The sequence below is a fragment of the Paenibacillus sp. FSL R7-0210 genome (genome assembly GCF_038009085.1).
Classification (GTDB): domain Bacteria; phylum Bacillota; class Bacilli; order Paenibacillales; family Paenibacillaceae; genus Paenibacillus_AQ; species Paenibacillus_AQ silagei.
On record NZ_JBBPAR010000001.1, the window covers coordinates 1,187,109 to 1,212,468 of the forward strand.

The 25,360-nt window shown below is 54.0% G+C and carries 18 protein-coding genes; 14 read left to right on the plus strand and 4 right to left on the minus strand.

Translation table 11 applies throughout. The annotated features are described in order from the left end of the window. Positions 1-22: 22 nt before the first annotated feature. Positions 23-3,514: a sugar-binding domain-containing protein gene (locus MKY64_RS04955; protein WP_340951320.1), complete on the plus strand. Its 3,492-nt coding sequence runs from the start codon at positions 23-25 to the stop codon at positions 3,512-3,514. 167 nt (positions 3,515-3,681) lie between these two features. Here the strand turns inward: MKY64_RS04955 and MKY64_RS04960 are convergent, their stop codons facing one another. Together MKY64_RS04960 and MKY64_RS04965 are read right to left on the minus strand one after the other, a co-directional pair. Next, positions 3,682-5,007 carry a sugar phosphate nucleotidyltransferase gene (locus MKY64_RS04960; protein ID WP_340958018.1) on the minus strand — a complete coding sequence of 442 codons (1,326 nt, stop codon included), beginning with the start codon at positions 5,005-5,007 and terminating at the stop codon, positions 3,682-3,684. Positions 5,008-5,023: 16 nt separating this feature from the next. Further along, on the minus strand, positions 5,024-5,839 hold the full coding sequence (locus MKY64_RS04965; protein WP_076081203.1) for a DUF6492 family protein: 816 nt from the start codon (positions 5,837-5,839) through the stop codon (positions 5,024-5,026). Between the two features lie 217 nt (positions 5,840-6,056). Here MKY64_RS04965 and MKY64_RS04970 point away from each other — a divergent pair, with 217 nt between their 5' ends. From MKY64_RS04970 to MKY64_RS04995, 6 genes are all read left to right on the plus strand, one after another. Then, positions 6,057-6,812: a YheC/YheD family protein gene (locus MKY64_RS04970; RefSeq protein ID WP_340951323.1), complete on the plus strand. Its 756-nt coding sequence runs from the start codon at positions 6,057-6,059 to the stop codon at positions 6,810-6,812. Between the two features lie 294 nt (positions 6,813-7,106). Then, positions 7,107-8,126, plus strand: coding sequence for a LacI family DNA-binding transcriptional regulator (locus MKY64_RS04975; protein ID WP_036731707.1), 1,020 nt, complete (start codon positions 7,107-7,109; stop codon positions 8,124-8,126). A gap of 125 nt (positions 8,127-8,251) precedes the next feature. Beyond that, positions 8,252-9,247, plus strand: a complete 996-nt coding sequence (locus MKY64_RS04980; protein ID WP_051478573.1) for an ABC transporter permease — start codon at positions 8,252-8,254, stop codon at positions 9,245-9,247. Positions 9,248-9,260: 13 nt separating this feature from the next. Next, positions 9,261-10,148, plus strand: coding sequence for a carbohydrate ABC transporter permease (locus MKY64_RS04985; RefSeq protein ID WP_036731709.1), 888 nt, complete (start codon positions 9,261-9,263; stop codon positions 10,146-10,148). Positions 10,149-10,181: 33 nt separating this feature from the next. Then, positions 10,182-11,822, plus strand: a complete 1,641-nt coding sequence (locus MKY64_RS04990; protein ID WP_340951326.1) for a sugar ABC transporter substrate-binding protein — start codon at positions 10,182-10,184, stop codon at positions 11,820-11,822. Positions 11,823-11,883: 61 nt separating this feature from the next. Next, on the plus strand, positions 11,884-13,230 hold the full coding sequence (locus MKY64_RS04995) for a glycoside hydrolase family 30 protein (RefSeq protein ID WP_340951328.1): 1,347 nt from the start codon (positions 11,884-11,886) through the stop codon (positions 13,228-13,230). A gap of 168 nt (positions 13,231-13,398) precedes the next feature. On the opposite strand, the gene MKY64_RS05000 is transcribed toward MKY64_RS04995, so the two are convergent. Continuing rightward, on the minus strand, positions 13,399-14,400 hold the full coding sequence (locus tag MKY64_RS05000) for an ABC transporter substrate-binding protein (RefSeq protein WP_340951330.1): 1,002 nt from the start codon (positions 14,398-14,400) through the stop codon (positions 13,399-13,401). Positions 14,401-14,779: 379 nt separating this feature from the next. Further along, complete coding sequence (locus MKY64_RS05005; protein ID WP_340951332.1) at positions 14,780-15,889, minus strand: alpha/beta hydrolase family protein; 1,110 nt, start codon at positions 15,887-15,889, stop codon at positions 14,780-14,782. 572 nt (positions 15,890-16,461) lie between these two features. Between MKY64_RS05005 and MKY64_RS05010 the strand changes: the two genes are divergently transcribed. The 7 genes from MKY64_RS05010 (at position 16,462) to MKY64_RS05040 (ending at position 25,070) form a co-directional block, all read left to right on the plus strand. After that, complete coding sequence (locus tag MKY64_RS05010) at positions 16,462-16,977, plus strand: hypothetical protein (protein WP_051478579.1); 516 nt, start codon at positions 16,462-16,464, stop codon at positions 16,975-16,977. A gap of 257 nt (positions 16,978-17,234) precedes the next feature. Next, on the plus strand, positions 17,235-19,034 hold the full coding sequence (locus MKY64_RS05015; protein WP_051478581.1) for a sensor histidine kinase: 1,800 nt from the start codon (positions 17,235-17,237) through the stop codon (positions 19,032-19,034). Next, on the plus strand, positions 19,012-20,073 hold the full coding sequence (locus MKY64_RS05020; protein ID WP_340951341.1) for a response regulator transcription factor: 1,062 nt from the start codon (positions 19,012-19,014) through the stop codon (positions 20,071-20,073). The genes MKY64_RS05015 and MKY64_RS05020 overlap by 23 nt, the downstream gene beginning before the upstream one ends. Positions 20,074-20,205: 132 nt before the next feature. Next, the gene (locus MKY64_RS05025) at positions 20,206-21,525 is read left to right on the plus strand and encodes an ABC transporter substrate-binding protein (protein WP_340951343.1); all 1,320 of its coding nucleotides are present in this window, start codon (positions 20,206-20,208) and stop codon (positions 21,523-21,525) included. Between the two features lie 33 nt (positions 21,526-21,558). Then, positions 21,559-22,446, plus strand: a complete 888-nt coding sequence (locus MKY64_RS05030; RefSeq protein ID WP_076081176.1) for a carbohydrate ABC transporter permease — start codon at positions 21,559-21,561, stop codon at positions 22,444-22,446. After that, positions 22,443-23,315: a carbohydrate ABC transporter permease gene (locus MKY64_RS05035; RefSeq protein WP_340951344.1), complete on the plus strand. Its 873-nt coding sequence runs from the start codon at positions 22,443-22,445 to the stop codon at positions 23,313-23,315. The genes MKY64_RS05030 and MKY64_RS05035 overlap by 4 nt, the downstream gene beginning before the upstream one ends. A gap of 15 nt (positions 23,316-23,330) precedes the next feature. Further along, complete coding sequence (locus MKY64_RS05040; RefSeq protein ID WP_340951346.1) at positions 23,331-25,070, plus strand: glycoside hydrolase family 5 protein; 1,740 nt, start codon at positions 23,331-23,333, stop codon at positions 25,068-25,070. The last annotated feature ends 290 nt before the right edge of the window (positions 25,071-25,360 follow it).

The window sequence follows — 25,360 nt, forward strand, 5'->3', positions numbered from 1 at the left end:
CTATTAAGGGGGAAGTGCAGCAATGAGTCTAAAAAGGAAACTCAGCAAGGGGTGGCAATTCAGCAAGCAACCGCTTTATTCGGAGCTCGCCAAGGTAGCCGCAGATAAGGAATGGATGCCGGTTACGCTGCCGCATGACTGGCTGATCTATGATACTCATAATCTCTATGAGAACGGAGAGGGCTGGTACCGCACCAGCCTTAAGTTCGATAAAGTGCCTGCCCATGAGCTCGTTTCCCTGCGTTTTGAAGGAGTGTATATGAACTCCACATTATACGTGAACGGGCAGGAGGCGGGGGAGTGGAAATACGGATATTCTACCTTTGAATTCGATATTACCCCGTACCTGATAGAGGGAGAGAATGAAATATATATGCGTGTGATCCACGAATCTCCCAATTCCCGCTGGTACTCCGGGGCTGGAATCTACCGTCCGGTCTGGCTGAAGACGACACCGAAGACGCATATTGCCGCTGACGGGATCTATATTGCAGCCAGAGCAGCGGAAGGTGATACCTGGACGGTGGATGTCGATGTGGAGCTGCGTATCGCAGACGAAGCTGCGGCACAGGGAACGAAGCTGAAGCTGCGGCACAGCATTCTGGATGCGCAAGGAGCGGTAATTACCGGGCACATCACGGAGGTGCCTATGCAGGCCGGGAGGACCGTACACTGCCTGAGCCGCCTGACTGTTGACCAGCCCTTGCTATGGGATATTTCCAGTCCCCATCTCTACACTCTGCAAACCGAACTGCTGGCTGAGGATGAAGTGATTGAAGTGGAGAAGGAGAGGTTCGGCTTCCGGACCCTGGAGCTGGACAGTGACAAGGGCCTCTTCCTCAACGGCCGTCATGTCAAAATAAACGGAGTCTGCCAGCATCACGACCTGGGCGCTCTGGGGGCTGCTGTGAACAAGGCGGCGCTGCGCCGCCAGCTCGTCCTGCTGCAGGAAATGGGGGTTAACGCCATCCGTACCGCGCATAATATGCCGGCGACAGAGCTCATGGAGATGGCCGATGAAATGGGGCTGCTGATCGTATCAGAAGCCTTCGACATGTGGGAGCGCAGCAAAACGCCTTATGATTACGCACGCTTCTACCCGCAGTGGTGGAAGCGCGATGTGGCCAGCTGGGTGCGGCGTGACCGGAACCGTCCAAGCCTGCTGATGTGGAGCATCGGCAACGAGATTTATGATACCCATGCGGACAGCCGGGGCCAGGAGCTTACCCGCGAGCTGCAGGCTGAGGTGCTGATCCATGATCCGCGGCGCAATGCGTTCGTCACCATCGGCTCGAACTATATGCCCTGGGAGAATGCGCAGAAATGCGCCGATATCGTTAAGGTGGCGGGCTACAATTATGCGGAGAAATATTATGAGCAGCATCACCGTGAGCATCCGGACTGGATCATCTACGGCAGCGAGACCTGCTCGACCGTACAGAGCCGGGGAGTCTACCATTTCCCGCTGGCCCAGTCCGTGCTGGCCGATGATGACCAGCAGTGCTCCTCCCTCGGGAACAGCTCTACCAGCTGGGGAGCCAAGAGCACGGAGGCCTGCATCACCGCAGACCGGGATGCCGCCTTCTCGCTGGGGCAGTTTCTCTGGACCGGCTTTGACTATATCGGGGAGCCTACCCCGTATCACACTAAGAATTCGTATTTCGGGCAGCTGGATACCGCAGGCTTCCCTAAAGACTCCTATTATATTTATCAGGCGGAATGGACGGATTACCGTACACATCCGATGGTTCATATCTTCCCGTACTGGGACTTCTCTCAGGGTCAGCTGATTGATGTGCGTGTCTGCTCCAATGCTCCGCGCATCGAGCTGTTCATGAATGAAATCCCGCAGGGCATTGTGGAGATTGATCATGTTCACGGGCATAAGCTGCTTGGTGAATGGCAGCTGCCTTATGCGGAAGGTGTTCTGCGGGCTGTAGCTTATGATGAGCAGGGGGAGGTTATTGCCACAGATCAGATTTCCTCTTTCGGAGATGCAGCGTCGATTGTCCTTACTCCCGACAAACAGATAATTACGGCAGACGGTACGGATCTTATCTTTGTAACGATCAGCACCCTGGATCAGGAGGGGCGTCCGGTAGCGAATGCCAATAACCGGGTCCGTCTCCGTATTGAAGGCCCCGGACGGCTGATCGGTCTGGATAACGGGGACAGCACGGACTATGATTCCTACAAAGGCGTCAGCCGCCGGTTGTTCAGCGGTAAGCTGCTGGCAGTGATTGCCGGTACACTGGAGGCTGGAACAATTACGCTGCGGGCAGCTTCGGAGGGACTAGCTTCCGCCGAGCTTACGCTGCAATCGGTGCTGCCGGCACCGGGAACGGCTGCCGGGGATGAGCTGTATCTGTATGCGCACAATCCGCTGGAGGCAGATGCGGCATCCGGATATCCGGAGAGTGGACGGGATGGAGAGATCCCGGTCCGCAAGCTGGAGATTATCTGTCCCGAAGGCAATGTTCTGACACCGGAGCAGCCGTCGCTTCCGGTCCGCGTCAAGCTTCATCCACAGGGTGCCTCCTGGCAGGATGTCGAGTGGCGGCTTACGAACGCTGCCGGGATTGATGCCAATATTGCTGCCATGGAGACGGATGGGCATGAGGCGGTCATTACGGCTCTCGGTGACGGAGATGTATATATCCGCTGCGGAACAGCCAATGGCGCTGACGGAATACGGCTCTATTCACAAATGGAATTCAGGCTGACAGGCTTTGGTCAAGCTTATCTGAATCCGTATGAATTTGTCTCCTCCGGGTTCAGCAGCAGCCACAGCCGGAATCTGACCAACGGCAATGAACGGGGTGTTGCCACTGCCCGCAAAGGGGAGAGCCGGATCTGCTTCGAACGGATTGACTTCGGGGAGTATGGGGCTGATGAGATTATTCTGCCAATCTTCTCGCTTGATGATCAGGAATTCCCGATTGAGATATGGGAAGGCGTGCCCGGGCAGCCTGGTGCCGAGCGGCTCACCACCATGACTTACCAGAAGCCATCCCGCTGGAATGTATATCAGGAAGAACGTTATACGCTTCCCAGACGGCTGACGGGTATCACCTCTCTGTCCTTCGTGCTGCGCAAGAAGATTCATTTGAAGGGCTTCTACTTTGTCCGTAAGCCTAAGGCGTTCGAGCGTCTGAATGCCCTGGCCAACACTGCGGTCTACGGGGATACCTTCACCCTAACTGAAGATGCCGTCGAGGGAATCGGCAACAATGTGTCGCTTATATTTGCCGGAATGGACTTCGGCGGAGCGGAAGGCTCACGGGTGGTAATCTGCGGACGCTCAGCGCTTGCGAACAATACACTGCAGATCCTGTTCAGCGGTTCCGGCGGCGAAACGAAGCAACTGATAGAATTCGCCGGAAGCGGCAGCTACATTGAGCGTGAATTCACCCTGGAGCCGCCGGTCAGCGGCAGCGGGACGGTTACCTTCCTGTTCCTGCCGGGCAGCCGGTTTGACTTCAAATGGTTCCAGTTCCTGCCGCCGTCCGTCTAGAATCTGCGCAATACAGTGATCCGTCCGCAGAACTCCTGCTCCTAACATAGTGGGCAACAGCCTTCACCACTAATAAGGGATATCGTAAACGGCCAGCTATTCTGGCGTTTGCGATATTCCTTTTGCCTGTGGCGGCGGGATCTGCGAAGAAGCCCTGGGGCTTCATATCAGCAGCCGTACACCCGCCCGTCGTCTCCTCCTTCGACAGTCCGTACCTCGATCAGCTTCATTGCACTGAAAGCTCTGAGCGTATGCTGTTGCCCCCGGGCTATTGTATAGATCCCGCCTGCCGCTGCTTCGGCTGCGCACCCATCCACCCGTACCTCTCCGTGGCCGGACACAATCATCCAGGACTTGGCACAATGCTCACAGGTCATCTCAGGTATGCTATGGCCCGGCAGCAGGGTAAGCATTGCCGTAAGGACAATCCGGGAGCCGTCTGATTCCCGGTCCAGCACGGTATAGCTGCCCCAGCCCGTTTCACCATACCTCGGCTCCGTTACTGAATTCTCCGCCAGAATATCCTTGATGGTGTTAGCGTCCTTCTTATCTGCGATCAGGATGCCTTCGGGACCGGCTATGGCGACTATACCGGAGACCCCAATGACATGCAGCGGCACCTCCAGCTCGTTAATAAGGTGACTGTCTCCGCATTCTCCCCATAGCCCGCCTACTCCAATGACCTGTGATGGCAGCCGGGCCGTCAGTGTATCCCAGCTTCCCAGGTCGGACCATTCCCCATCATGCCGTAAGACAACAGCCTTAGTGCTGCGTTCTGCCACTTCCTTGTCGAAGCTGCGGACCGGGAGCTCTGGATACAGTGCGGTTAATGCTGCGAATTCCACGGGCAGCCCCAGCCTCTCCAGATGCTCCAGCAGGAAGCTCAGCCGCGAAGCGAATACCCCGCAATTCCATAAAGCCTTCTCCTGCATCAACTCCAGGGCTTTAACTTTATCCGGCTTCTCTGCAAAAGATAGTACCGGAGCATACCCGCCATCGTCCTCCTGTGCCGGGACGATATAGCCGTATTGCTCTGAGGGATATGAAGGCCTCGTTCCAAGCAGGAGGAGTTCGGCCCCAGAATCGGCCAGAAGTACCTGGAATCGATGGAACTGGCGGAAGAAATCATCATCCGCATACATGTCGGCCGGAGCGATACAGATGATGTCCTCCGGCTGTGCCTTGCCGGTGGCAAGCAAGTGCAGCGCGCCGAACGCGGCAGCAGTAAAGGTGCCGCGCTTGCACGGCTCTCCGATTACCGGATAATTGCTTCCGGTATACCGCTGCGTGAGGGCTGCCTGCTCCTGATGGGCCACGAGCAACAGGGATTTATCCAGTCCGGCCTGACTGAGCTGACGGCATACCCGCCCGATCATGGATTCTGTGCCCCCGCCCGGTGCAGGCAGCAGCTGCAGGAACATCTTGGAGCGGATGCTGCCGGACAGAGGCCACAGCCGCTGGCCGGAGCCGCCGCACAGAAGAATAGTATGCATCACGTTTCTTGCCTCCTTAAGGCTTGCCCGGAGTGGAGTATCCCTTGCGCTGATGGAAGGAGAGCGAACGGTAAGACCCGGCGTACTTCCGGATTTGCGCCTCAGTCAGCGAGCCCGCCGGGGTCTTTAGCGCTTTATTATTGGCATTCTTGAGCAGCACAGAGGTGCGGTTTGCGCTGTACACGTAGTTGGCATAAGTCTCGAATTCGGAGAAGCCGAACTGCCGCTTCTTGTTGATCGAGTGCAGAATAGCCGCGTGCCAGGACATGCCGTGGCGGGCTGCAATTTTTCGTTTGAGACTGGCCAGCTTTGCGGAATCAAACAGCATGTAGTGGGTCACGAACGACTTGGGTGAAGGCGCAGGGGCACCGAGCAGCTTGCGGTAGGTGCGGAAATACTCCGGCTGGCTCCAGTTGCGGCAATAGAAGATGCTTTTCCCGCCGGCACGGAAGCGATGGGGACGGATGAGCACCGTATCTGCATCAATGACCAGGAAATACTTCTCACGGCACACCTGATCCCCGTTCATCTTGAGCAGCTGCTGATACAGCCAGCCTGACCGGTTCCAGCGGGAAGAGGAATAGCGGATCGCTTTTTTAGTGAATGGGAGGACGGTGGTTTCATTGACAAAGACGCAAGCTTTCCGGGAGCACAGTTGTCTGATTCTACTATTCTCCGGCGAGACAATGTAGATATTGCTGATAGAATGCTGGACATAACGGCGAAGACTATCAATAACATAAGGTAGGGTGGCGAGATCCTTTTCGATAGCAGGAATCAGGACGTCGATCGGTGGAGCGCTTGAGGTTACACTTACAGCAGCAAGGGACATAGATTCATCTCCATACATATATTGACATTTGATCGTCTTCACTAGCGTATGCCTGCTGAGCTGCTATGGAGAGGGCAATTATCCCGCACAAGTTAATCTTTCTATACGGGGCAAATGATATATTCCACGGCACCTCCGGCGGCATAGGATGCAGTGAATATGTAATTTAATGTTAAAACGGAGCGTTGGCTCCCAGCCCGGACAGGAGAGTGCATAAGTGACAGCCAAACCAATTCATTCAGGACTGAGCAAATGGTATAAGACACAACTGCTGCTTAAGAACGAGACCATTAAGGGGTTCATCCCCGATACCCGGAGATTTAACAGGCGTAATCTGGAGCAGATGATGCACAGCTATGGAATGATCTATATCAAGCCGGAACGGGGAACGTATGGCATGGGTGTGATCCGCGCGGAGCGGAAGGACCGGCAGGGATATATGTATCAGTATGAGGAGACCGTGCGCCGTTTCGCTACGTTTGAGGCTTTTCATCACAGTCTGGCGACAAGAATCGGGAAGAGGAGCTATCTGCTGCAAAAAGGTATCCACCTGCTGAAGCATCACGGGCGCCGTTTCGATATCCGGGTGATGGTGCAGCTCAGTCCCAAGGGCGTATGGGAAGCTACGGGGATTATCGGGCGGCTGGGGCATCCGCGCAAAATTGTGACCAATTACCACAGCGGCGGCAAACCGACCGCAGTGGAGCATTTGCTCTCCACCCATCTGTCTGCGCAGCAGCTTGTGCAGCTTAAGGGGGAAATGAACCGGCTGGGCACACGCATAGCGCGGCAACTGAAAAAGACTTATCCGCACCACCGGCAATTCGGTGTAGATGTCGGACTAGACCACTCACTGAAGCCGTGGATCATTGAAGTGAATATGAATCCCGATCCCTACATTTTTAATCAGCTGAAGGATAAATCCATGTACCGCAGAGTAATGAAGTACCGGCGTTTGGGCTTGACCAAATAATACGATATGCCAAAGGAAGGCCTGCCAAGCTGTGCAAGGCCTTTCTTCGGCATAAGGCTGTGATGTGTAATCTTACTCCGGCATAGCTAAATCCCGCTGTCTTATAGTAAAATAAGATAAATTCAAATACATAGAAGTTATTGTATGCTGAACCAGCTTATGCTTGCGTCCGGCGGGCAATAATGAGCAGAAAAGGCGGCTGAATATAGCTCATGAGAAAAAGTGTTGTATTTAAAGCGGTTTCATGTTACTTTAGAGTCAATAAAAACGTTTTTATCAAAAAGGAACATTGATATGGCTAAGATAACGATCAAAGATGTCGCACGGGAAGCCGGGGTCTCCATCTCGACGGTCTCCAACGCCCTGAATGATGTGGATGTGCTGAGCCCGGAGACCAAAGCGCATATTCTGAAGGTGGCCCAGCGCCTGAATTACGTGCCGAATCTGAACGGTAAGCTGCTGAAATCGGGTACCACGAAGATGCTGGGTTTTTTCACAACAAGTGTATCCGGTCCATACTTCTACAAGCTGGTTGAATCCATGTCCCGTCAGTGCGACCGGCTGGGCTATGGCCTGAATGTATTCGTCACCAAGGACAAACAAGTCATTATGAGCAATATCCTCGGACGGCGGGTGGATGGTGTCATTATCTATGAGGAGCTGGGCATCGACGAGCAGGACATTGCCGCTATGAAGAAAGACAAGATCAAGGCGGTGTTTCTGGACCGGGTGCTGGAGGATGAAGGGATGGGCAGCATTATCTTTGATTCCTATGAATCAGGCTATGAGGCTACGAAGTATTTGATCAGCCTGGGGCATAAGCGGATTGCCTATATCTCCGGCGTGGATACGATGTTCGACAGTGTGCAGCGGAAGGAAGGCTATCTGGCCGCGCTGCGTGAATACCAGCTTCCGGTGGAGGAGGAGTTTATCCTTCAGGGGTATTTTGAGGAGGACAGCACCTATAATGCCGTGAAGTCTTACCTCCGCCTGCATCCCGCGAGAGTCCCCGACGCCTTCCTGGCCGGCAACGATATCAGTGCCATGGGCTGTATTCAAGCGCTCAAGAGCTATGGGTATGAAGTGCCGCAGGATGTCAGTGTGATGGGCTTCGATGATATTGATATCGCTCCTTATTATTCGCCGCCGCTCACGACGGTAAGGAATCAGATTGCAAGACAGGGCATGCTGGCGATCGATCATCTGGTCCGCATGATTCAAGACAAGGAGCAGGGCGCAGCACAGAAGCTGCAGGGCGAGCTGGTCGTAAGAGGCTCAAGTCATGTGAAGCTGGAGCGGAAGGACCGCAGATAGAGGGCAGCGGGTGAAACTGATTTTACAGGAGGGGGATTTTTTGCGCCAAAATAAAAACGTTTTTATTGCTTTGAGCACCAATGTGAGCACCAACTGGATATCTAAATGGAGAGGGGGACAAGAACATGAATAAAACATCAGCGTCTGCAACATCAGCTTCCATCCCGCCAGCGATTCCGCCGTCCGCCAAGAAGCCCATGGGGCAGCGGATCAATGAATTTGTAACCGATTACAAGAGGCAGTGGGAGATTCAGTCGATGGTGCTGCCGGGCATTATTTTCATGATTATTTTCTGCTACATACCGATCTACGGGCTGACGATTGCCTTCAAGAATTACACGGTCATTGATACCTTGTCCACGGCACCCTGGGTGGGTCTGGACAACTTCAGAATTATTCTGTCAGACGAATATTTCTGGGATGCTGTCATCAATACGCTGGGCATCAGCTTCCTGAAGCTTGGGATCGGGTTCATCATTCCGATTATCCTCGCCATTATGATCTACGAGCTGAACATGGGCCGCTTCAAAAAATTCGTCCAAACGATCTCCTATCTGCCGCATTTCCTGTCGTGGATCGTCCTGGGCGGGATGCTGATCACCTGGTTCTCCACCTCGGGGCTGTTCAATGAGCTGCTGCTGAATCTCGGGCTGATCTCGAAGCCTTCCAACATCCTGCTGGATGCAGGCAAGTACTGGTGGATTGCCACGTTGTCCGATATCTGGAAGGAAGCCGGCTGGGGCACCATTCTGTATCTGGCGATTATGGCCAAGATTGACCCCACCTACTACGAAGCGGCCCGGATTGATGGAGCCGGCCGGCTGCGTCAGATCTGGAATATCACCCTTCCGAACATGAAGGCGATCATCAGCCTGAATCTGATTTTGACGGTAAGCGGCCTACTCGGCTCGAATCTGGATCAGACGCTGGTCTTGATGAACTCGCAGAACCGGGAGAAAGCAGAGGTTATCAACTCTTACGTCTACCGCATGGGGATGACGCAGGGCGATTTCTCTTATGCTACGGCTGTCGGCCTCGGTGTCTCCATTGTGTCGGTAATCCTGCTGCTTATGGCCAACAAGGTCACCAGTAAATTGAACGATAATCAATCCGTGTTGTAGAGGGGGCGTTAGAGTGAATCGGAAGGTCATACGGGAAGATCTCGACAGCCGGATCTTTGATGCGGTGAATAAGGTGCTGTTGGTCTGCTTCATGGTTATTATCCTCGTTCCCCTATGGAACGTAATTATCTCCTCCCTTAGTTCGGGCAGGGCGCTTGCCGAGGGCGGATTCATCTTCTGGTCCAAAGAATTCTCGCTGGAGAATTACCGGGCGGTCTTCAATGACAGCACGATCGGTCAATCCTTCATTGTCTCGGTCGCCAAGACGTTTCTCGGGGTGATCACCCACGTGTTCTTTTGCGCAATGATCGGCTACGGTCTCAGCAAAAGATACATCCGCGGCCGCAAGCTGTATGTGGCGATGGGCGTCATCACGATGTTTTTCTCCGGCGGAATGATTCCGACGTATCTGCTTATCAAATCGCTCGGGCTGCTGAACAGCTTCTGGGTCTACATTATCCCCGCATTATTCAGTTATTACGATGTGGTGATTCTGATGAACTTTTTCCGGAACGTGCCGGATTCGCTGGAGGAGTCGGCCAAGATTGACGGCGCAGGCGACTGGCATATTTTCCTCAAAATCTTCATTCCGCTGTCCATGCCCGCGATGGCCACCATCGCCCTGTTCAATGGGGTGGGACAATGGAACGACTTCATGACCACGAAGCTGTACATTACTGATCAGGCGCTCTACCCGCTGCAGATGAAGCTGTATGAGATTATTGTGCAGTCGCAGACCCAGTCCATGCAGAATATCGGAGGCTCCGTCGTCATTGAGACCACCACCAAAGGAGTTCAGCTGGCCACCATCGTCATTACCACACTGCCGATTGTTGCGATGTATCCCATTCTTCAGCGGTACTTCATCTCGGGCATGATGCTGGGGGCAGTCAAGGAGTAGAAGAGATTCACTACGTTATAGGAGGTCAAGAAGATGATCAAGATGACTAAGGTTCTCGGCACAAAAACGCTAAAATCCGCGCTGCTCCTGATGGCGGCTATGCTGGTGGCGGCAGGCTGCAGCTCGGGCGGCGGCTCCACCAAGGCGGTTGAGGTGTCCCTGGACAACCGGTATACGGTAGACCCGGAGACTCCGGCCTGGCAGCTGGATAAGAAGAGCGAGACTACGGACTTAACCTGGTATGTGAACGCAGACTGGTGGAATACGGACTTCGGCAAGGATGTAGTCACCAAGAAGATCAAAGAGGATCTGAACATCAACATCAAGTTCATTACCGGGGACGATACGAAGCTGAATACGTTCTTCGCGGGCGGCGATATGCCGGATCTGCTGACGATCTTCGACTCCAATTCCCCGGTTGTGCAAAAGGCCTCCACCTGGGCGCTTCCGCTCAATGAGCTGGCGGAGAAGTATGACCCGTATTTCAACAAGGTGGCCGCTGCCGACACGCTGAACTGGTTTCAGCTGAAGGACGGCAAAACCTACGGTTATCCGAACTATTCCAATACACAGGCGGATTATGACAGCGGTAATATTCCGGCGAAGACGGCTTTTGTCATCCGCAAGGATGTGTATGAAGCGCTGGGCAGCCCTGACTTCGGGACCCCGGAGGCCTTCCAGAAGACAATGAATGAGATTAAGAGCAAATTCCCGGATATGATTCCCTTCGGGTTCAATGCTATCGGGGAAGGGACCGGTTCGCTCGGGGATGCGCTGCAGGATTTCATCGGCGTTCCGCTGGAGACGGAGGACGGCAAGTTCTACAACCGCAATCTGGATGAGGATTATCTGACCTGGCTGCGGACGCTGAATGCCGTGTACCGGGACGGGGCGATCAGTGATGACAGCTTCGCAGATGACGGAACCGGCTTTGAGGAAAAGGTGAAGTCCGGCAAATATGCGGCCATGCTGCTTGACGGTACTCCACAGCAGGGCGGCAATTTGCAGATTTTCATGAGTGCCAATCCCGGCAAGGAGTATATGGCTGTTGACGGGCCGCAGAGCACCGTAGGGCATCAGCCGACCCTCAATCAATCCGGGATTACCGGCTGGATGATTAATTACATCACCAAGAATTGCAAGGACCCGGCCAAAGCGATTCAGATTTTCACGTATCTGCTGAGCGAAGAAGGACAGAAGCTGATGAACTACGGGATTGAAGGTGTAACTTATAAATCCAATCCCGACGGTACGGTTGAGCTGCTGCCGGAAGTGAAGGACCTGCAGCTTAATAATGCGGATAAGTTCAAGAAGGACTACCGAATGGGCGAATTCATGTTCTTCGGACATGACCGCCACAAAGCGCTGAGCAAGGACGCCTTCCCCGAGTCGATCAAGCAGATGCAGGAATGGGGTAAAGGCAAGCTGAAGCCGCATTTCATCCTGGAGAATATTAACCCCGATCAGGGGACGGCGGAGGCCCGCGGCCAGACGGCCATTAATACGAACTGGAACACCACGCTGGTCAGCATGATCCGGGCCAAGGATGAGGCAACCTTTGACAGCATTCTGGCGGAGCATAAGACCTTCCTGGACAAGAACAACTGGAGCAAAATCGTAGAGGTCCGCAGCGAGAAGATGAAGGCCAATAAGGCCAAGCTGGGCATTAAGTAGTCAAGGCGCAAGGGAGGGCCCGTTTTGGGCCCTTTTATATAAGAAGATGGAGGGATAACACATGCGGGAAATGATCATGTACCAGTCCAGCGGAGAGAACGAGCTGTTTATAGAGCAGTCCGCAGCACAGCTGCCGCAGATTTCTGATGATGCAGTTACGGTCACCGTAGACATTGATGCGAGTAAGACCTATCAGGAGATGGATGGCTTCGGGGCTTCCTTCACCGACTCGGCCGCCTACCTGATCCATCAGGTGCTAGGTGCAGAGCAGCGGACGGAGGTAATGCGCAAGCTGTTCGATCCGCAGGCGGGGATCGGCTTGTCCTTCCTGCGTAATCCCATGGGCGCATCGGATTATGCCAGAACGGTCTACAGCTATAATGATCTGCCTGAAGGCGGGAGTGATCCGGAGTTGGCCGGATTCTCCATCGCCCACGATGAAGCAGACATCATTCCTTTGGTGCAGCAGGCCTTGAAGCTGAATCCTGAGCTGAAGCTGGTGGCTTCACCCTGGAGCGCGCCGGGCTGGATGAAGACCAGCGGCTCGATGATCGCCGGACGGCTGAAGCCAGAGTATTACCGGGTGTATGCGGATTATTTTGTCCGCTATATTCAGGCTTATGCCGCTCATGGCTTACCTATCTATGCTGTCACTGTGCAGAACGAGCCGCTCTATGAGCCGCAGCATTACCCCAGTATGCTGATGCTGCCGGAGGAGCAGCGGGAGTTCATCCGGGACTATCTGAAGCCTGTGTTCAGGCAGCACGGGCTGGCCGCCAAAATCTTCTGCTACGACCATAACTGGGACCGGCCGGATTATCCGCTGTCTGTGCTGGAGGCAGCCGGGGCAGAGGTGGACGGCGTAGCCTGGCACTGGTACGGCGGCGCGGCGTCCGAGCAGTCGGAGGTGCAGGCGGCCTACCCGGATCATGAGGTCCATTTCACCGAAGGCTCTGGCGGGGAATGGATTCCCCCGTTCGAGCAGGCCTTCTCCAATGTGATGCGCACGGGAATTGAGATTCTGCGGAATCACAGCAAATCGTTCGTGCTATGGAATATGGCCTTGGATGAACTGAACGGCCCTACGGTGCCCGGCTTCGGGGAGAGCACCTGCCGCGGGGTAGTGACGGTCAACCAGCAGACCCGGGAGCTGACGTACACTCTGGACTACTATGCACTGGCACATTTCAGCAAGGTGATCCGCCCCGGGGCATTGCGCCTGGAGTCTGCCGCCAGCCATGAGCCCGTGCGTTCCGTGGCCTTCCGCAACCGCGACGGGTCCATCGCAGTCGTCCTGTTCAACGACGGAGAGACCCCGGAGAACGTGGCTGTGCGGCTGGAGGGGGAAAAATTATTGACCCTTGATATCGCTGCGAAGGGTGCGGTTTCGGTGAGGGCGGGCAGGTAAGCGGGAGTAGAAGTATAGGCTAGACGAAGACTTAGGCTGCCCGGGAAAATCCCGGCAGCCTAAGTCTTTTTGCGATGAGTTGTAAGCGATTATAGCACGGGCGAATTGTATGCTATAAACCGAATACAATTCGCCAGCGCGATTAATTTCTAATTACTGTTTACCTTTTTACTCTTTACCCTTGCTGCCAAAAATCTCAACGATCTCATCCAGCAGCCGGTCGAGGGTAATCGGGTCATCGAAGTTATATTTGCTATCGAAGGTGTATACACGGCCTTCCTTGACGGCAGGGATCGCTTTCCATAAGCCGCTGTCCATAAGTGCAGTCTGTCTCGCAGCCGTCTTGCTGCTGGTGTCGGTAAGGAGGAACATATGCTTTCCAATATACTGTGGCAGCACCTCGTCAGAGATGGTTACGAACCGTTCGCCGGCATCGACCAGCTTCTGGACGCCTTCTGCCGGCTTGAAGCCAAGCTGTCCGTACAGCGTTTCGTTCAGACCTTTGCCGCCCATAATGTACAGCTCGGAGCCAAGCACCAGCAGGGAGGTAGCTGTATCACCTTCAGTTAGATTGAGCTGCTTCTTCACGGAGGCAACCTTCGTCGTATAATCATTGAACCAGCGGTCCGCAGCTTCCGTGCGGCCGAACAATTCGGCCAGCTGCCGGACACGCTCCTCCGTCGGGAAGGTGCCGTCCAGTCCCACGACCACGGTCGGTGCGATTTGGCTTAACGCTTCAATCCCGGTCTCATCCCAGTCGTCGAAGATAATCAGGTCCGGGGATAAGGCCAGAATCTTCTCAGCAGAGAACGGATACCCGATGTCCTCAATCCCTTCGAGCAGATCGGGGTAAGCCACCTGAGTGCCGATGACGCTTAGCGAAGCTCCCGCAGGCTTAATCCCCAGCGCCAGCAGGTCACCCGGATTACTGCCGACATAGACAATGTGCTGCGGATCAGTTGGGATTTCAACCTCTCTTTTTTTGTAATCCGTGTACAATCTTGTTGTAGCCGCAGCTCCGGTTGCCGCCGGACTGGCCGCAGGGGACTCAGTTGCAGCCGCCGCAGATGGGGCGGCGCTATTCGTGTTGTCTGACTGGCCGCAGGCTGCCAGGATTAAGGTGAGGATCAGAAGGGTTAACGGAAGAAATATCTTTTTTGTGCTCAGCATAGGTGATGCTCCTTTATGATGAATTTTTCCATAAAAACCTGTTTCCGCAGACAAATGGACACCAGTGCACTTATGTACCTTATGTATGGAAATTAACAGGTAAATGCCTGCTGGAGAGGCAATAAAGAATCTATTCTAGATAATGATTATCATTATCATTTAATTATAATAGAGAGGAATAAGATAGTTGTCAATCCTCAATAGTACTGATTAACAGCCACCGCGTACAATCGGCTTACAACACAAAGATGCCTCTACAGCATCCATATGATGTAGAGGCGTCCTTTTATATAAGTGTACCTATGAGTACCGGATGCGGATACTGATCTTTCTTATATTCATACGGAAGGCTAATTTAGTAGGAAGTATGCCAAGGAGATTAAGGCCTAACCACCTCATCATACCCGGCAGTCCCAGGTTCGCCTGCATCCTGAGGGATTCCCTTCAAATGCTCGTTGAAGAAATCCAGTACCAGCCGGTTTACAATTTCGTTGCTTCGCGCACTATGAATGCTGCCCGTCATTCCGGTATATTTTAGCAGGCTTGAATAGAACTGCAGATCAGTAAAGTTGTAGTGTGCTGTGCCTTTGATATAGAGCCTGCCGCCCCCGTTCAGCGAGGCATTATTCATTATTTTCTCCTCGGCATCGATGTCAGGATCTGTATTCTGCTTCTTCACGTTATAGTATTCCTCTGACTCTATGAACAAGAACGGTTTGCTCATTTTCGGCCCGGTAAGGGTATACAAGGATCCATCCATGTCTATCCCGGCCTTCATTGCTGGAACCGAGAACATCGCCTCGTACGCAGCCGCTCCCCCGAAGGAGTGACCTATCACCCCGATTTGTTCTGCATTTATGTAATCTGCGAATTGCTGCTGCAGTTGGCCGAGGACAAAGCGGTTATCGCCGTTCCATATGTTGCCCAGCTGGGTGCCGGTTCCTGTAAAATTATCTGCGCTTAAAGAGTCATTAAACCCGGTAACTGTGCCGTTTGGAAACAAGGTCGCTGTTGAACTGTAGGTATGATCTACGGCTGCTACAATATAACCGTTTGATGCCAGATTCTCAGCAAGCGAGGTATGCAGAAGGCTGGAGGAACCGAGGCCATGATTAAGCAGGATCAGCGGATAAGGTCCTTCAGAGCGCAGCCAGTCCGCATCAGGATAAGCATTCGTATGAATGTACCGCCAATAATCCACGGCGAAGGAGGGTACTCTTAATGATCCGGCAAAAGCGGACATCAGCTTCCGGTTGCTTTGACGGTCGCCAGGGAGCCAGGGTGCAGTATGCTTCCCGTGCTTCACAGCGGCTGGATACCAGACATAAACCATTAGCTCTCTTGAATCCCCCGGGTCTGGCGTCTGAGGCTCAGGCCGGCTGCTGTCGGTGAGATGAAGAGTCTGCATGCCAACGGCATAGGGCCCTTCCGGAGCGGGGAACTCCACAACGGGGAGAATGGAAGACAGCACTGCCGAGCCGATCACCATGAGTATACCTGCAACTACAGAGCAGCGTTTCAGCAAGCGGGAAATAGATGTTCCGGAGGTTTTTCCACTAGACAACGGTTCCTGCGAACGGCCTCTAATGATTCTTGAAATGCGGATGAGCATGCCAAGAAGTACAATTATATACACGCCCGCCATTTGCCAGCGGTACCCTTCAAACCAGAGCTGTGCAGCGCACAATGTAATACTAACCGCAGTTAATATCATTGTTACCTTGAGAGGTAACTTGTGTGACACAAAGCTTAGCATAAATAATAGGGTTGACACGGTTAATACAATCTCTAATACTCTCATAATATAGCTCCTATCATTACACTCATAATAAGACCGTATGTTTCTTACATTCAGCCTATCTAAAAGCATAATAAAAATGTAGTACGCCAACTTACGTTCTAACGGTTACTTCTCTAGTTTAACATGGAGGAGAAGGCAGATTCTAATACAGTAGATTTCCGATACGATATAGCCAAATAGAATCATCGGCAAAGAGGCACGGACGGCTATTAAATGATAGAATAATAGTCATAGTCTTAAATACAGGGAGTGAATTTCTTATGAAAAAGATTGCTGCCGGAGTCATCGCCGGAGCGATATTGATGATGGGGGCGCAGGCGCTGGGCGCTTCTGCAACACTAGTAGGAAAGGCTATTCAGGCGGAGTATAGCGTGAAGGTGTACGGGAAGAAGCTGGCCGATCCGGCCATCGTAATTGACGGCAAAAGCTATGCGCCCGTTCGCGCAATCGGAGAATTAGCCGGGTTCAAAGTTACTGTAGAGGGCAAAACGATCAGCCTGGTGGAGAAGACGGGGACGGATTTTTTCTCATCCAGCGATAGAATTCCAACTGCGACTCCTGTGCCGGTTGCAACGCCGGATCCTGCTTTGACCTTGACCAAGAGCAAGCTGGAAGTTATAGACGCTAAAATTGATATTGCAGTCAACAATATTCTGACGACCAGCAGCGAGCTGAAATCAAATCCCGGCAGCGCCGAGCTGAAGCTGAAGCTTGAGCAACACAAAGCGGAATACGCAGACCTGCTGAAGCAGAAGGATCTGGAGCTGCAGAAATAAACGGAAGCCGAGTGTCAGAAAAGAAGCAGGAACAGGGTGCCAAACAGCCGTGAAGGAAGTTGATCATGGCCGGAGGGTACCCTTTTTGACGTGGATGGGCTTAAGAACAGACCGTGCAGCGTAGCGGAATGAAGCCTGATACTTCACAGAAATTCTGATCCGACGGCAATATTCTCAGCACTGTATTGTCTGTCCAGATCCCGCATGCTATATTTTGACGGTAAAAGGAATCCAGCTTCGCGGAAAGGAAGCAGCCTATGATGAAGGGGACCAGTCTCCGAATCCGGCTCCTGGTCATTATGATGTGCCTGACCACATTGCCGGTGCTCACTGTCACTACCATTGCCACCTACAACACGCGGCAATCCGTTGAGAAGGAAATGATCAATGCGAATGATTCCCGGATGCAGTGGGCCGACCAGTATCTGGAGGAGCTGATCGAACAGCTGGATACCCTGTTCTACACCCTGCAGATTAATCCGCAGCTTATGGCCGGACTTACGGATACAGACAGTCCGGACGCCGGTAACCAGTACCGCTCGCTGAACAATATCCGTGAAGCCATAACCTCGCAATTCTATACTAACTCCCGGAAGGTAGATGAGCTGACGCTATACATGCACGAGAAGCTGAAAGCCATTTCCGTTGACTTTGTCAATAGTGGAAGCGTTTCCCCGCTTAATATACACACGGGTCCCTGGAGCCGGCTGTCGCGTGAGCCAGTCAATATGTATTTCAAACAGAATGGCAGCGGGATCTACGCGTATCACGGAATCAACAGGTTTGAGGATCACCGGTTACTCGGAGGCATAGGAGTGCGGATTAATACAGAGGTATGGGAAGAGGTCAGCCATATTCTCCAGTCCGAGGCCGAGAGCTCGGTCTTCCTGCTGAATGATGAAGGGGAGCTGCTCTCAGGTTCGACGATGTCCGAGAGCTCCGGTGATATCGGCAGGCGGCTGCAGGAGCTGAATATCTCTGAGCATGGACTGGAATTCCGGCAGAAGGACGGTTACTTCTTCTTCATGAAGACAGTGGCGGATGGCCAGCTCACCCTTGTGAAGGCCATACCGTTGACTACTGTCGCCAGCAGCGCAAGGCCTACGATTGCTGCCGGATTCCTGACCGGCGGGTTATTCGTCATCGCCTCTATTCTGCTGTCCATCCTGTTCTCGCTGCGGATTACCCGCCCCATTGTCGGTCTGGCGATGTCGATGCGCAAGGCGCATGTCAGCAACTTCGAACAGCATTCTGTGCAGAGCCGCGATGAGATCGGGCTGCTGGAACGCGGCTACAACTCGATGATGGAGCGGATCAGGGAGCTGATTGAGGTAGAGTACCGCCAGGAAATTGAGGTCAAGAATGCCCAGCTGCTTGCCCTTCAGGCGCAGATCAATCCGCATTTCCTGAATAACACGCTTCAGCTGATCGGGGGGATGGCACTGTCGAGGAATGCTGATGATATCTATAGCATTACCCGGGTGATTGGCGATCTGCTGCGGTATTCCATCAGCCATGAAGGCGGGCTGGTGAAGCTGGAGGAAGAGCTTAAGCATGTGCGCAATTATGTATTCATTCAGGAGAACCGTTTCCTCGGACGCTGCACCGTAGTGATGGAGGCGGATGAGTTCTCCCGGTTCAGCCTGCTGCCGCGATTTACGCTGCAGCCGTTGGTGGAGAATGCCTTTGAGCATGGCCTGCAGCCGCAGCGGGGACCCTGGAAGCTGATCATCCGGATCAGGACCATCGGCAGCCGCACCGTGTTCATGGTGAAGGACGAAGGGGTCGGCATGGCGCCGGAGCGGCTCGGGGAGATCCGTGCTGCGCTTAGGGGCAATGTCACCATGGCGGCCGATCCCGCGCCACAGGCCGGGGAACCTCCGAAGCGGAGAATGGGGATCGGACTGAGCAATGTCCATTCGCGGCTTGTGCTGCAATTTGGAGAGAAGTATGGAATGAGCATATACAGCAAGGCCGGAGCGGGAACAATGGTTGTGATCCGGTGGCCTGCGGCCGCAGAGGGGGATGAACGAAATGCTGAAGGTACTGATTATTGACGATGAGCCCTGGTCCAGACAGGTGGTGAAATCGCTGGGGGCCTGGGAGGAGCACGGAATGCAGGTGATCGGCGAGGCGGAGGACGGAATAGAAGGGCTTGAGCTGATCGAGGCATTGCATCCCGGGCTTGTCATCACCGATATGCGGATGCCCGGACTGGACGGGGTGGAGCTGCTGGAGAGGCTGAACCGCCAGTACCCGGAGGTACAGATTATTGTAATGAGCGGGTATGACGACTTCGTCTATCTCAAGCAGGCCATCCGCTCGAAGGCGGCTGAATATTTGCTGAAGCCTGTGGACCGGACGGAGCTGAATCATGTTCTCTCAGCATGCGCGAAGGAACGGGAACGGCAGCGCTTAACCGGGTCGCCCTTAATGCTCATGGAACAATCGCTGATGGAGCATTATCTCGCCTACCGCCAGCGGATCTATGACCAGCTGCTGGCGCTGAACAAGCCGGCAGTGAGGGAGGAGCTGGAGAAGCTGGGACGGGAGCTGGAACACTCGGTGCCGCAGCATCAGCTGGAAGCGATGCTTGAGCGGACCTCCCGTGATCTGCTGCTGCTAGCAGGGGAAGCTGCGAAGACCAGCGGGATGGACCCGGGAGCTGATGCGGGAACGACAGATAAGCCGTGGCCGTCGGTCCAGGCCATGGTGACGGGGCTGGCAGCTCACTTCACAGAGCTCGTCAACACGGCTCTGGAGCAGCGCAGGAACCGCATCAGGCTGGATATGGCGGAGGTTGAGGCTTATATCCGCGGCCACTTTCATGAGCCGCTGTCTCTGGAAGGAATCGCGGCGCATTTCCTGGTGACGAAGGAGCATCTGAGCCGGGCCTTCAAGGCTGCAACCGGTGACACTGTACTTGACCGGATCACCTCCTTGCGGATGGACCGGGCCAGGGAGCTGATTGCTGGGCGCGATATGCCGATCAAGGATGCCGCCGCACTCTGCGGGTATGAGGATCTGGCTTACTTTTACCGTGTCTTCAAGAAGCACTTCGGCATTCCTCCCGGTGAGCTGCGGAGCGAGAAGTGAATTTTGCGGATGATAAATAAAAATGAAAGCGTATCAATATAATACAACTCCCGATGTTAATATCCTCAAAAGACGCTGCCCCTTATATCCCCTACACTAAAGAGGCAGACATAACAGAAGGGGGTAACAGAGATGAAGAAAGCGCTTAATACGGCAATGACACTGATGCTTGTTCTGGGAATTGTATCGGGGTGCAGCTCCGGTTCGAATGGAAATACGGCAAGTGACAGCCCGGATTCCACGCCGGCGGGAAGTGCGGCTGCGGCGACAGAAGGCCCGGCCCGGAAAGTCGAGCTGAAGGTATTTATGAGCTTCCCGCGCTTTAAGGATCAGTTCGATAAGTATTTCGAGCAATTCAAGGCCAAGGAGCTGGCGGAGAAAAATATTGATGTCACCGTGAAGCTGGAGATGCCGAACCCGGATCAGGCCAAGCAGATTCTGGAGACCCGCATGGCTTCCAATGATGCGCCGGATGTATTCACCCTCCATGCGATTGCGGATGTGCCCCGGTATTACAAGGCCGGCTATCTGAGCGATCTGTCGGATCAGGCCTTCGTACCGAAGCTGTATGACAGTGTCCGGGATACCGTTACCTATGACAGCAAGGTTGTGGCCCTGCCGCTGGAAAGTCTGTCCTGGGGGTATCTGTACAACAAGCAGATCTTCAGCGAGCTCGGCATTCAGCCGCCGCAGACGCTGGATGAGATGAAGGGGGCGATTGACAAGCTGAATGCGGCCGGGATTAAGCCGTTCGAGCTGAGCTTTCAGGAATCGTGGATTCCGCAGCTGATGATGGCGCTGTCTCTTGGGGGCATCGTCTCCTCCGAGCATCCGGACTGGGTGGAGAAAATGAACAAAGGCGAAGCCTCCTACGCGGATGTGAAGGATGTCTTCAACATAATTGATCTGATTATGGCTAACGGCACGGATAAACCGTTCGAGGTGGGCAGTGCGGCCGGTTCTACAGATTTTGCAAACGGCAAAGCAGCGATGTGGGTGCAGGGACCCTGGCAGGCGGAATCCATCCTGAAGGCTAATCCTGACATGGAATTTGGTGTAGCTCCGCTTCCTGTAAGCAATGATCCTGCTGCTACACAGATTAATCTGGCGACCTCAACCTCACTGGCTGTATCCCCTAACAGCAAGAACAAGGAAGTGGCGCTGGATCTGGTGAATTATGTGCTTGATGACAAGGATTCTTCGGCGCTGTTCGAGGAACTGAAATTTAATCCGGTAGCGAAGCAGCATACCTACAATACCTACCCGTGGGTAACCGAAGCCAGCTCCTATGTCTCTGAAGGCAAGGCTTATCTGGATCTGTCGCTCCCGAATGGTGTAACCGATGAGACAGCTAAGCTGCTGCAGAGCTACTACACCCAGGGGGTAACCCAGGATGAATTCATCAAGACACTCGATAAGACCTGGGCCAATGCGGTAAAAGCAGGCAATTAAGGGATTCCCAGAAACAGCATAGGAGTGATAGAGATGAGTGGAAGCCGTGCAAGAAGACGTTCCTTCATCCTGCTGGCCTTCGTGTTTCCCGCGCTGCTGTTCTACGCCGTATTCATGCTCGCTCCCGCCTTCGGCGGGGCATGGTACAGCTTCACGGACTGGAACGGACTGAATCCCGCCTACCATCTGGTGGGGTTCTCCAATTATATCGAAGCGCTGACGGATGATGCCTTTTTCATTGATTCAGTCTGGTTTACCCTGAAATTTGTAGTGGTTATGGTTGTAATGCAGAATGTGCTGGCGGTCCTGCTGGCGGTCCTGATCGAATCACGCAGCCGGAGCAAGGCCTGGTTCCGGACGATCTTCTTCATGCCTAACATGATCAGTATGATTATCGGCGGCTTCATGTGGCTGTTCATCTTCACCAAAGCTTTGCCTTATATCGCTGAGCATGCAGGACTCGCCTTTCTGGACCAGTCGTGGATCGGCGATCCGAAATATTCTTTTCTGGCGATTGTCATTGTCTCCCTGTGGGGCGGCGTTGGCTATCTGATGGTGATCTATATTGCAGCGCTGCAAGGGGTGCCGGATGCGCTCAAGGAGGCGGCCGCAATCGATGGTGCGAACAGCTGGCAGACCTTCCGCAGCATCACGCTGCCCATGGTCTATCCTGCGGTAACGATCGGAATATTCGTGACGCTGAACAGCTCCTTCAAGGCATTTGATGCCGTGTTCGCGCTCACGGGGGGCGGGCCGGGGCGGGCGACGCAGGTCATAGCCCTGAATATTTTTGAGGAAGCGTTCAAGATGAGCAGCCGTTACGGCTACGCCAGTGCCAAAGCCATGATCCTGTTCCTGGTGGTTCTGGTGATCACACTGATCCAGCTGAGCCTCATGAAACGAAGAGAGGTGGAGGCATGAGCACGGTCCGGGTGAATTCCACACTCAAGCCGGGTACGGCAGCACGGCGCAGAATCTCTTCGGTAATCATTATTCTGATCCTGCTGGCCGGGGCAGTAATTACGCTCTTTCCGATCTATATGGGCGTGCTGAACTCTCTGAAGACGGAAGGGGATATGATGAACAATATTCTCGCCGTTCCAGGGCAGCTGGAATTCGGCAATTATAGAGATGCTTTTGCAAAAACCAACTTCCTGCGCAGTCTCGGCAACACCGTGGTGGTAGCGGTTACCGGCCTTACCGGCATCATTCTCTTCTCATCCATGGCCGGCTACAAGCTGTCCAGAACACCCGGCAGACTGAGCACCTTCCTGTTCAACCTGTTCGTCCTGTCGATGCTGATTCCGTTTCATTCCATTATGATCTCGCTGAACCGGATTTCCATGAAGCTGGCGGTGCAGGGCTCAACGTTCGGCCTCGGCCTGATCTATATCGGACTTGGGGTGTCGATGGCGATCTTCCTGTACCACGGGTTCGTCAAATCGATCCCCCGGGATCTGGATGAAGCGGCGGTGATCGACGGGTGCGGGGAGCTCAGGCTGTTCACGACGATTATTTTTCCGCTTCTGCTGCCGATTACGACAACTGTGGCGATTCTCAATCTCCTGTGGATGTGGAATGACTTCCTGCTGCCGCTCTTGATGCTCACGGATGCCGATCAATATACACTGCTGCTGTCCACCAATATGCTGTTCGGGCAGTACGGCAATAATGACTGGTCGGCGATTCTGTCCTCGCTGGTGCTGACCATGCTGCCCGTTGTTGTGCTATATCTGCTGCTGCAAAAATATATTCTGAATGGCATCGCTGATGGCGCCGTCAAAGGGTGATAGGAGGAAATACAGATGATTCACCGGGAAGACCATGAGGTAAACGGGTTTCTATACGCGGACGGACACCGGATCCGAAACGGGGAAGGGCGCGAGCTGCTGCTGCGCGGTGTAGGGCTTGGCAGCTGGCTGCTTCCGGAAGGCTACATGTGGCGTTTCCCGGAGCAGGGAGACCGTCCGCGCCGGATCGAGGCGATGATTACCGAGCTGATCGGTCCGGAGGACGCGGAGGTATTCTGGGAGACCTACTATGACCGTTATGTGACCGAAGCGGATATCGCGCGGATTGCGGAAGAAGGCTTCAACTCCGTGCGGATTCCGATCAATGCGCGGTATATCCTGGGGGGAGAAGAGGACGGGTCCTGCTGGCACGAGGAGCATCTCGCGCGGCTGGACCGGGTTATCGGCTGGTGCAGGCATTATAGAATCTATGCGATTCTGGATCTGCACGGAGCACCCGGCGGCCAGACGGGAACGAATATTGACGACTCTGCACAGGATCTGCCGGAGCTGTTCACGGATGAGCGCAACAAGCAGCTGACCGTCGCCATCTGGCGGATGCTTGCGGAGCGGTACAAGGACGAATGGATCGTCGCAGGCTACGACCTGCTGAACGAGCCGCTGCCGGAGTGGTTCGCTGAGTATAACGATCAGGTGATGCCGCTGTACCGCGAGATTATTGCAGCCATTAGGGAAGTGGATGCCCGGCATATGATTATTCTCGAAGGTGTGCACTGGGCGACGGACTGGTCGATCTTTGAGGGGGTGCCGGGCAATGAACTGCCGGACCAGAATCTGATGCTGCAGTTTCATAAGTACTGGAACAACCCTGATACCGAGAGCATTCAGAAGTATCTGGACGCTAGAGAGCAGTTGAATGTTCCGCTGTTCATGGGGGAGGGCGGAGAGAACAACAAGGACTGGTACGCCGGTGCATTCCGGTTGTTTGAGGATCACGGAATCTCCTGGAACTTCTGGACCTGGAAAAAGCTCGATACGGATAATTCGCCCTGCTCCATCGTCCTTCCGCAAGGCTGGCACAAGCTGGTCAGTTATCTGGAGGGAGGCGCGAAGCCGGAGCGCGTGGAGGCTCAGGTGATACTGGACGAATATTTGCTCAATCTGAACCTGGTTAACTGTGTGTACCATGCAGATGTTGTCTGCTCTTTGTTGCGGCGGCTACCGGTGCGGATTCCCGCTATTTTTTATGGTTACAACGGGAGCGGTGTCAGCTTCGGGCGCGCTCCCGGCAGGCAGGCGGCGGCAGGCATCAGCTACCGTGAAGGGGACGGCATGGATTTCCGCTTTGTGGAGGGAAATCGTACGGCCCCCAATTTCCAGCATGGACGCGGCGAAGCCTGGCAGCCTGAGGAGAGGCTTAGCGTGGAGCTGGCGGAGGGGGACTGGGTGGCGTATACCTTCACTGTTCGGGATCCGGAGCGGCTGAGTCCGCAGGAGTGGGAGGGACCCCAGCACTGGCGGGAGTCGCAGGGCTCGCAGGGATCGAAGGACTGGCGAGAGTCGCGGGGCTCGCAGGGCTCGCTGGCTCTGGAGCTGCGGGTGCTGATGGGCGGGCCGGAGAGTGAGCTGCTGGTGAAGCTGGACGGTCAGGAGATCGGCCGGGTGAACGGCTGCGGGCAGGATTGGCAGACGAGGCGGATCGTAAGCAGCGGACGGCTGGAGGCAGGAAGCCATGAGCTGACTGTCAGCACTGCGGCTGGCTCTGCGGCTATCGAGTGGCTGGATTTGCGGTAGTGCGAATATGCAACAGACACGATTGGATAAGCAGTCAAGCTTTCCGGTCCGCACCAATGAAGAAGCTAGTAGAGCACCAATGACTTCACTCTTTTAATCCTTCAGGCCTCATCTTGCCCATCCACAATTTAAAGACTGATGTTCTCTACTAGCATCAATAATTGTAATAGTAACCGGGTCCGTAGATTGCGTTTTTGCAGTTTACGGGCCTGTTTCCTGTAGTAGATATTCATCTATGTTGAAGATGATTAATATGAAATTCTGTGGAGCAGGGGAAGAAGCGGATATTA

Bases quoted from the DNA above. Each gene is read 5' to 3' on its own strand.
- MKY64_RS05025 (WP_340951343.1), top strand. From the start codon at position 20,206: ATGAAGAAAGCGCTTAATACGGCAATGACACTGATGCTTGTTCTGGGA.
- MKY64_RS05020 (WP_340951341.1), top strand. From the start codon at position 19,012: ATGCTGAAGGTACTGATTATTGACGATGAGCCCTGGTCCAGACAGGTG.
- MKY64_RS04965 (WP_076081203.1), bottom strand. From the start codon at position 5,839: ATGTCCCTTGCTGCTGTAAGTGTAACCTCAAGCGCTCCACCGATCGAC.
- MKY64_RS05015 (WP_051478581.1), top strand. From the start codon at position 17,235: ATGATGAAGGGGACCAGTCTCCGAATCCGGCTCCTGGTCATTATGATG.
- MKY64_RS05010 (WP_051478579.1), top strand. From the start codon at position 16,462: ATGAAAAAGATTGCTGCCGGAGTCATCGCCGGAGCGATATTGATGATG.
- MKY64_RS05005 (WP_340951332.1), bottom strand. From the start codon at position 15,889: ATGGTGATCGGCTCGGCAGTGCTGTCTTCCATTCTCCCCGTTGTGGAG.
- MKY64_RS04980 (WP_051478573.1), top strand. From the start codon at position 8,252: ATGAATAAAACATCAGCGTCTGCAACATCAGCTTCCATCCCGCCAGCG.
- MKY64_RS05000 (WP_340951330.1), bottom strand. From the start codon at position 14,400: ATGCTGAGCACAAAAAAGATATTTCTTCCGTTAACCCTTCTGATCCTC.
- MKY64_RS05035 (WP_340951344.1), top strand. From the start codon at position 22,443: ATGAGCACGGTCCGGGTGAATTCCACACTCAAGCCGGGTACGGCAGCA.
- MKY64_RS04955 (WP_340951320.1), top strand. From the start codon at position 23: ATGAGTCTAAAAAGGAAACTCAGCAAGGGGTGGCAATTCAGCAAGCAA.
- MKY64_RS05030 (WP_076081176.1), top strand. From the start codon at position 21,559: ATGAGTGGAAGCCGTGCAAGAAGACGTTCCTTCATCCTGCTGGCCTTC.
- MKY64_RS04990 (WP_340951326.1), top strand. From the start codon at position 10,182: ATGATCAAGATGACTAAGGTTCTCGGCACAAAAACGCTAAAATCCGCG.
- MKY64_RS04995 (WP_340951328.1), top strand. From the start codon at position 11,884: ATGCGGGAAATGATCATGTACCAGTCCAGCGGAGAGAACGAGCTGTTT.
- MKY64_RS05040 (WP_340951346.1), top strand. From the start codon at position 23,331: ATGATTCACCGGGAAGACCATGAGGTAAACGGGTTTCTATACGCGGAC.
- MKY64_RS04975 (WP_036731707.1), top strand. From the start codon at position 7,107: ATGGCTAAGATAACGATCAAAGATGTCGCACGGGAAGCCGGGGTCTCC.
- MKY64_RS04960 (WP_340958018.1), bottom strand. From the start codon at position 5,007: ATGCATACTATTCTTCTGTGCGGCGGCTCCGGCCAGCGGCTGTGGCCT.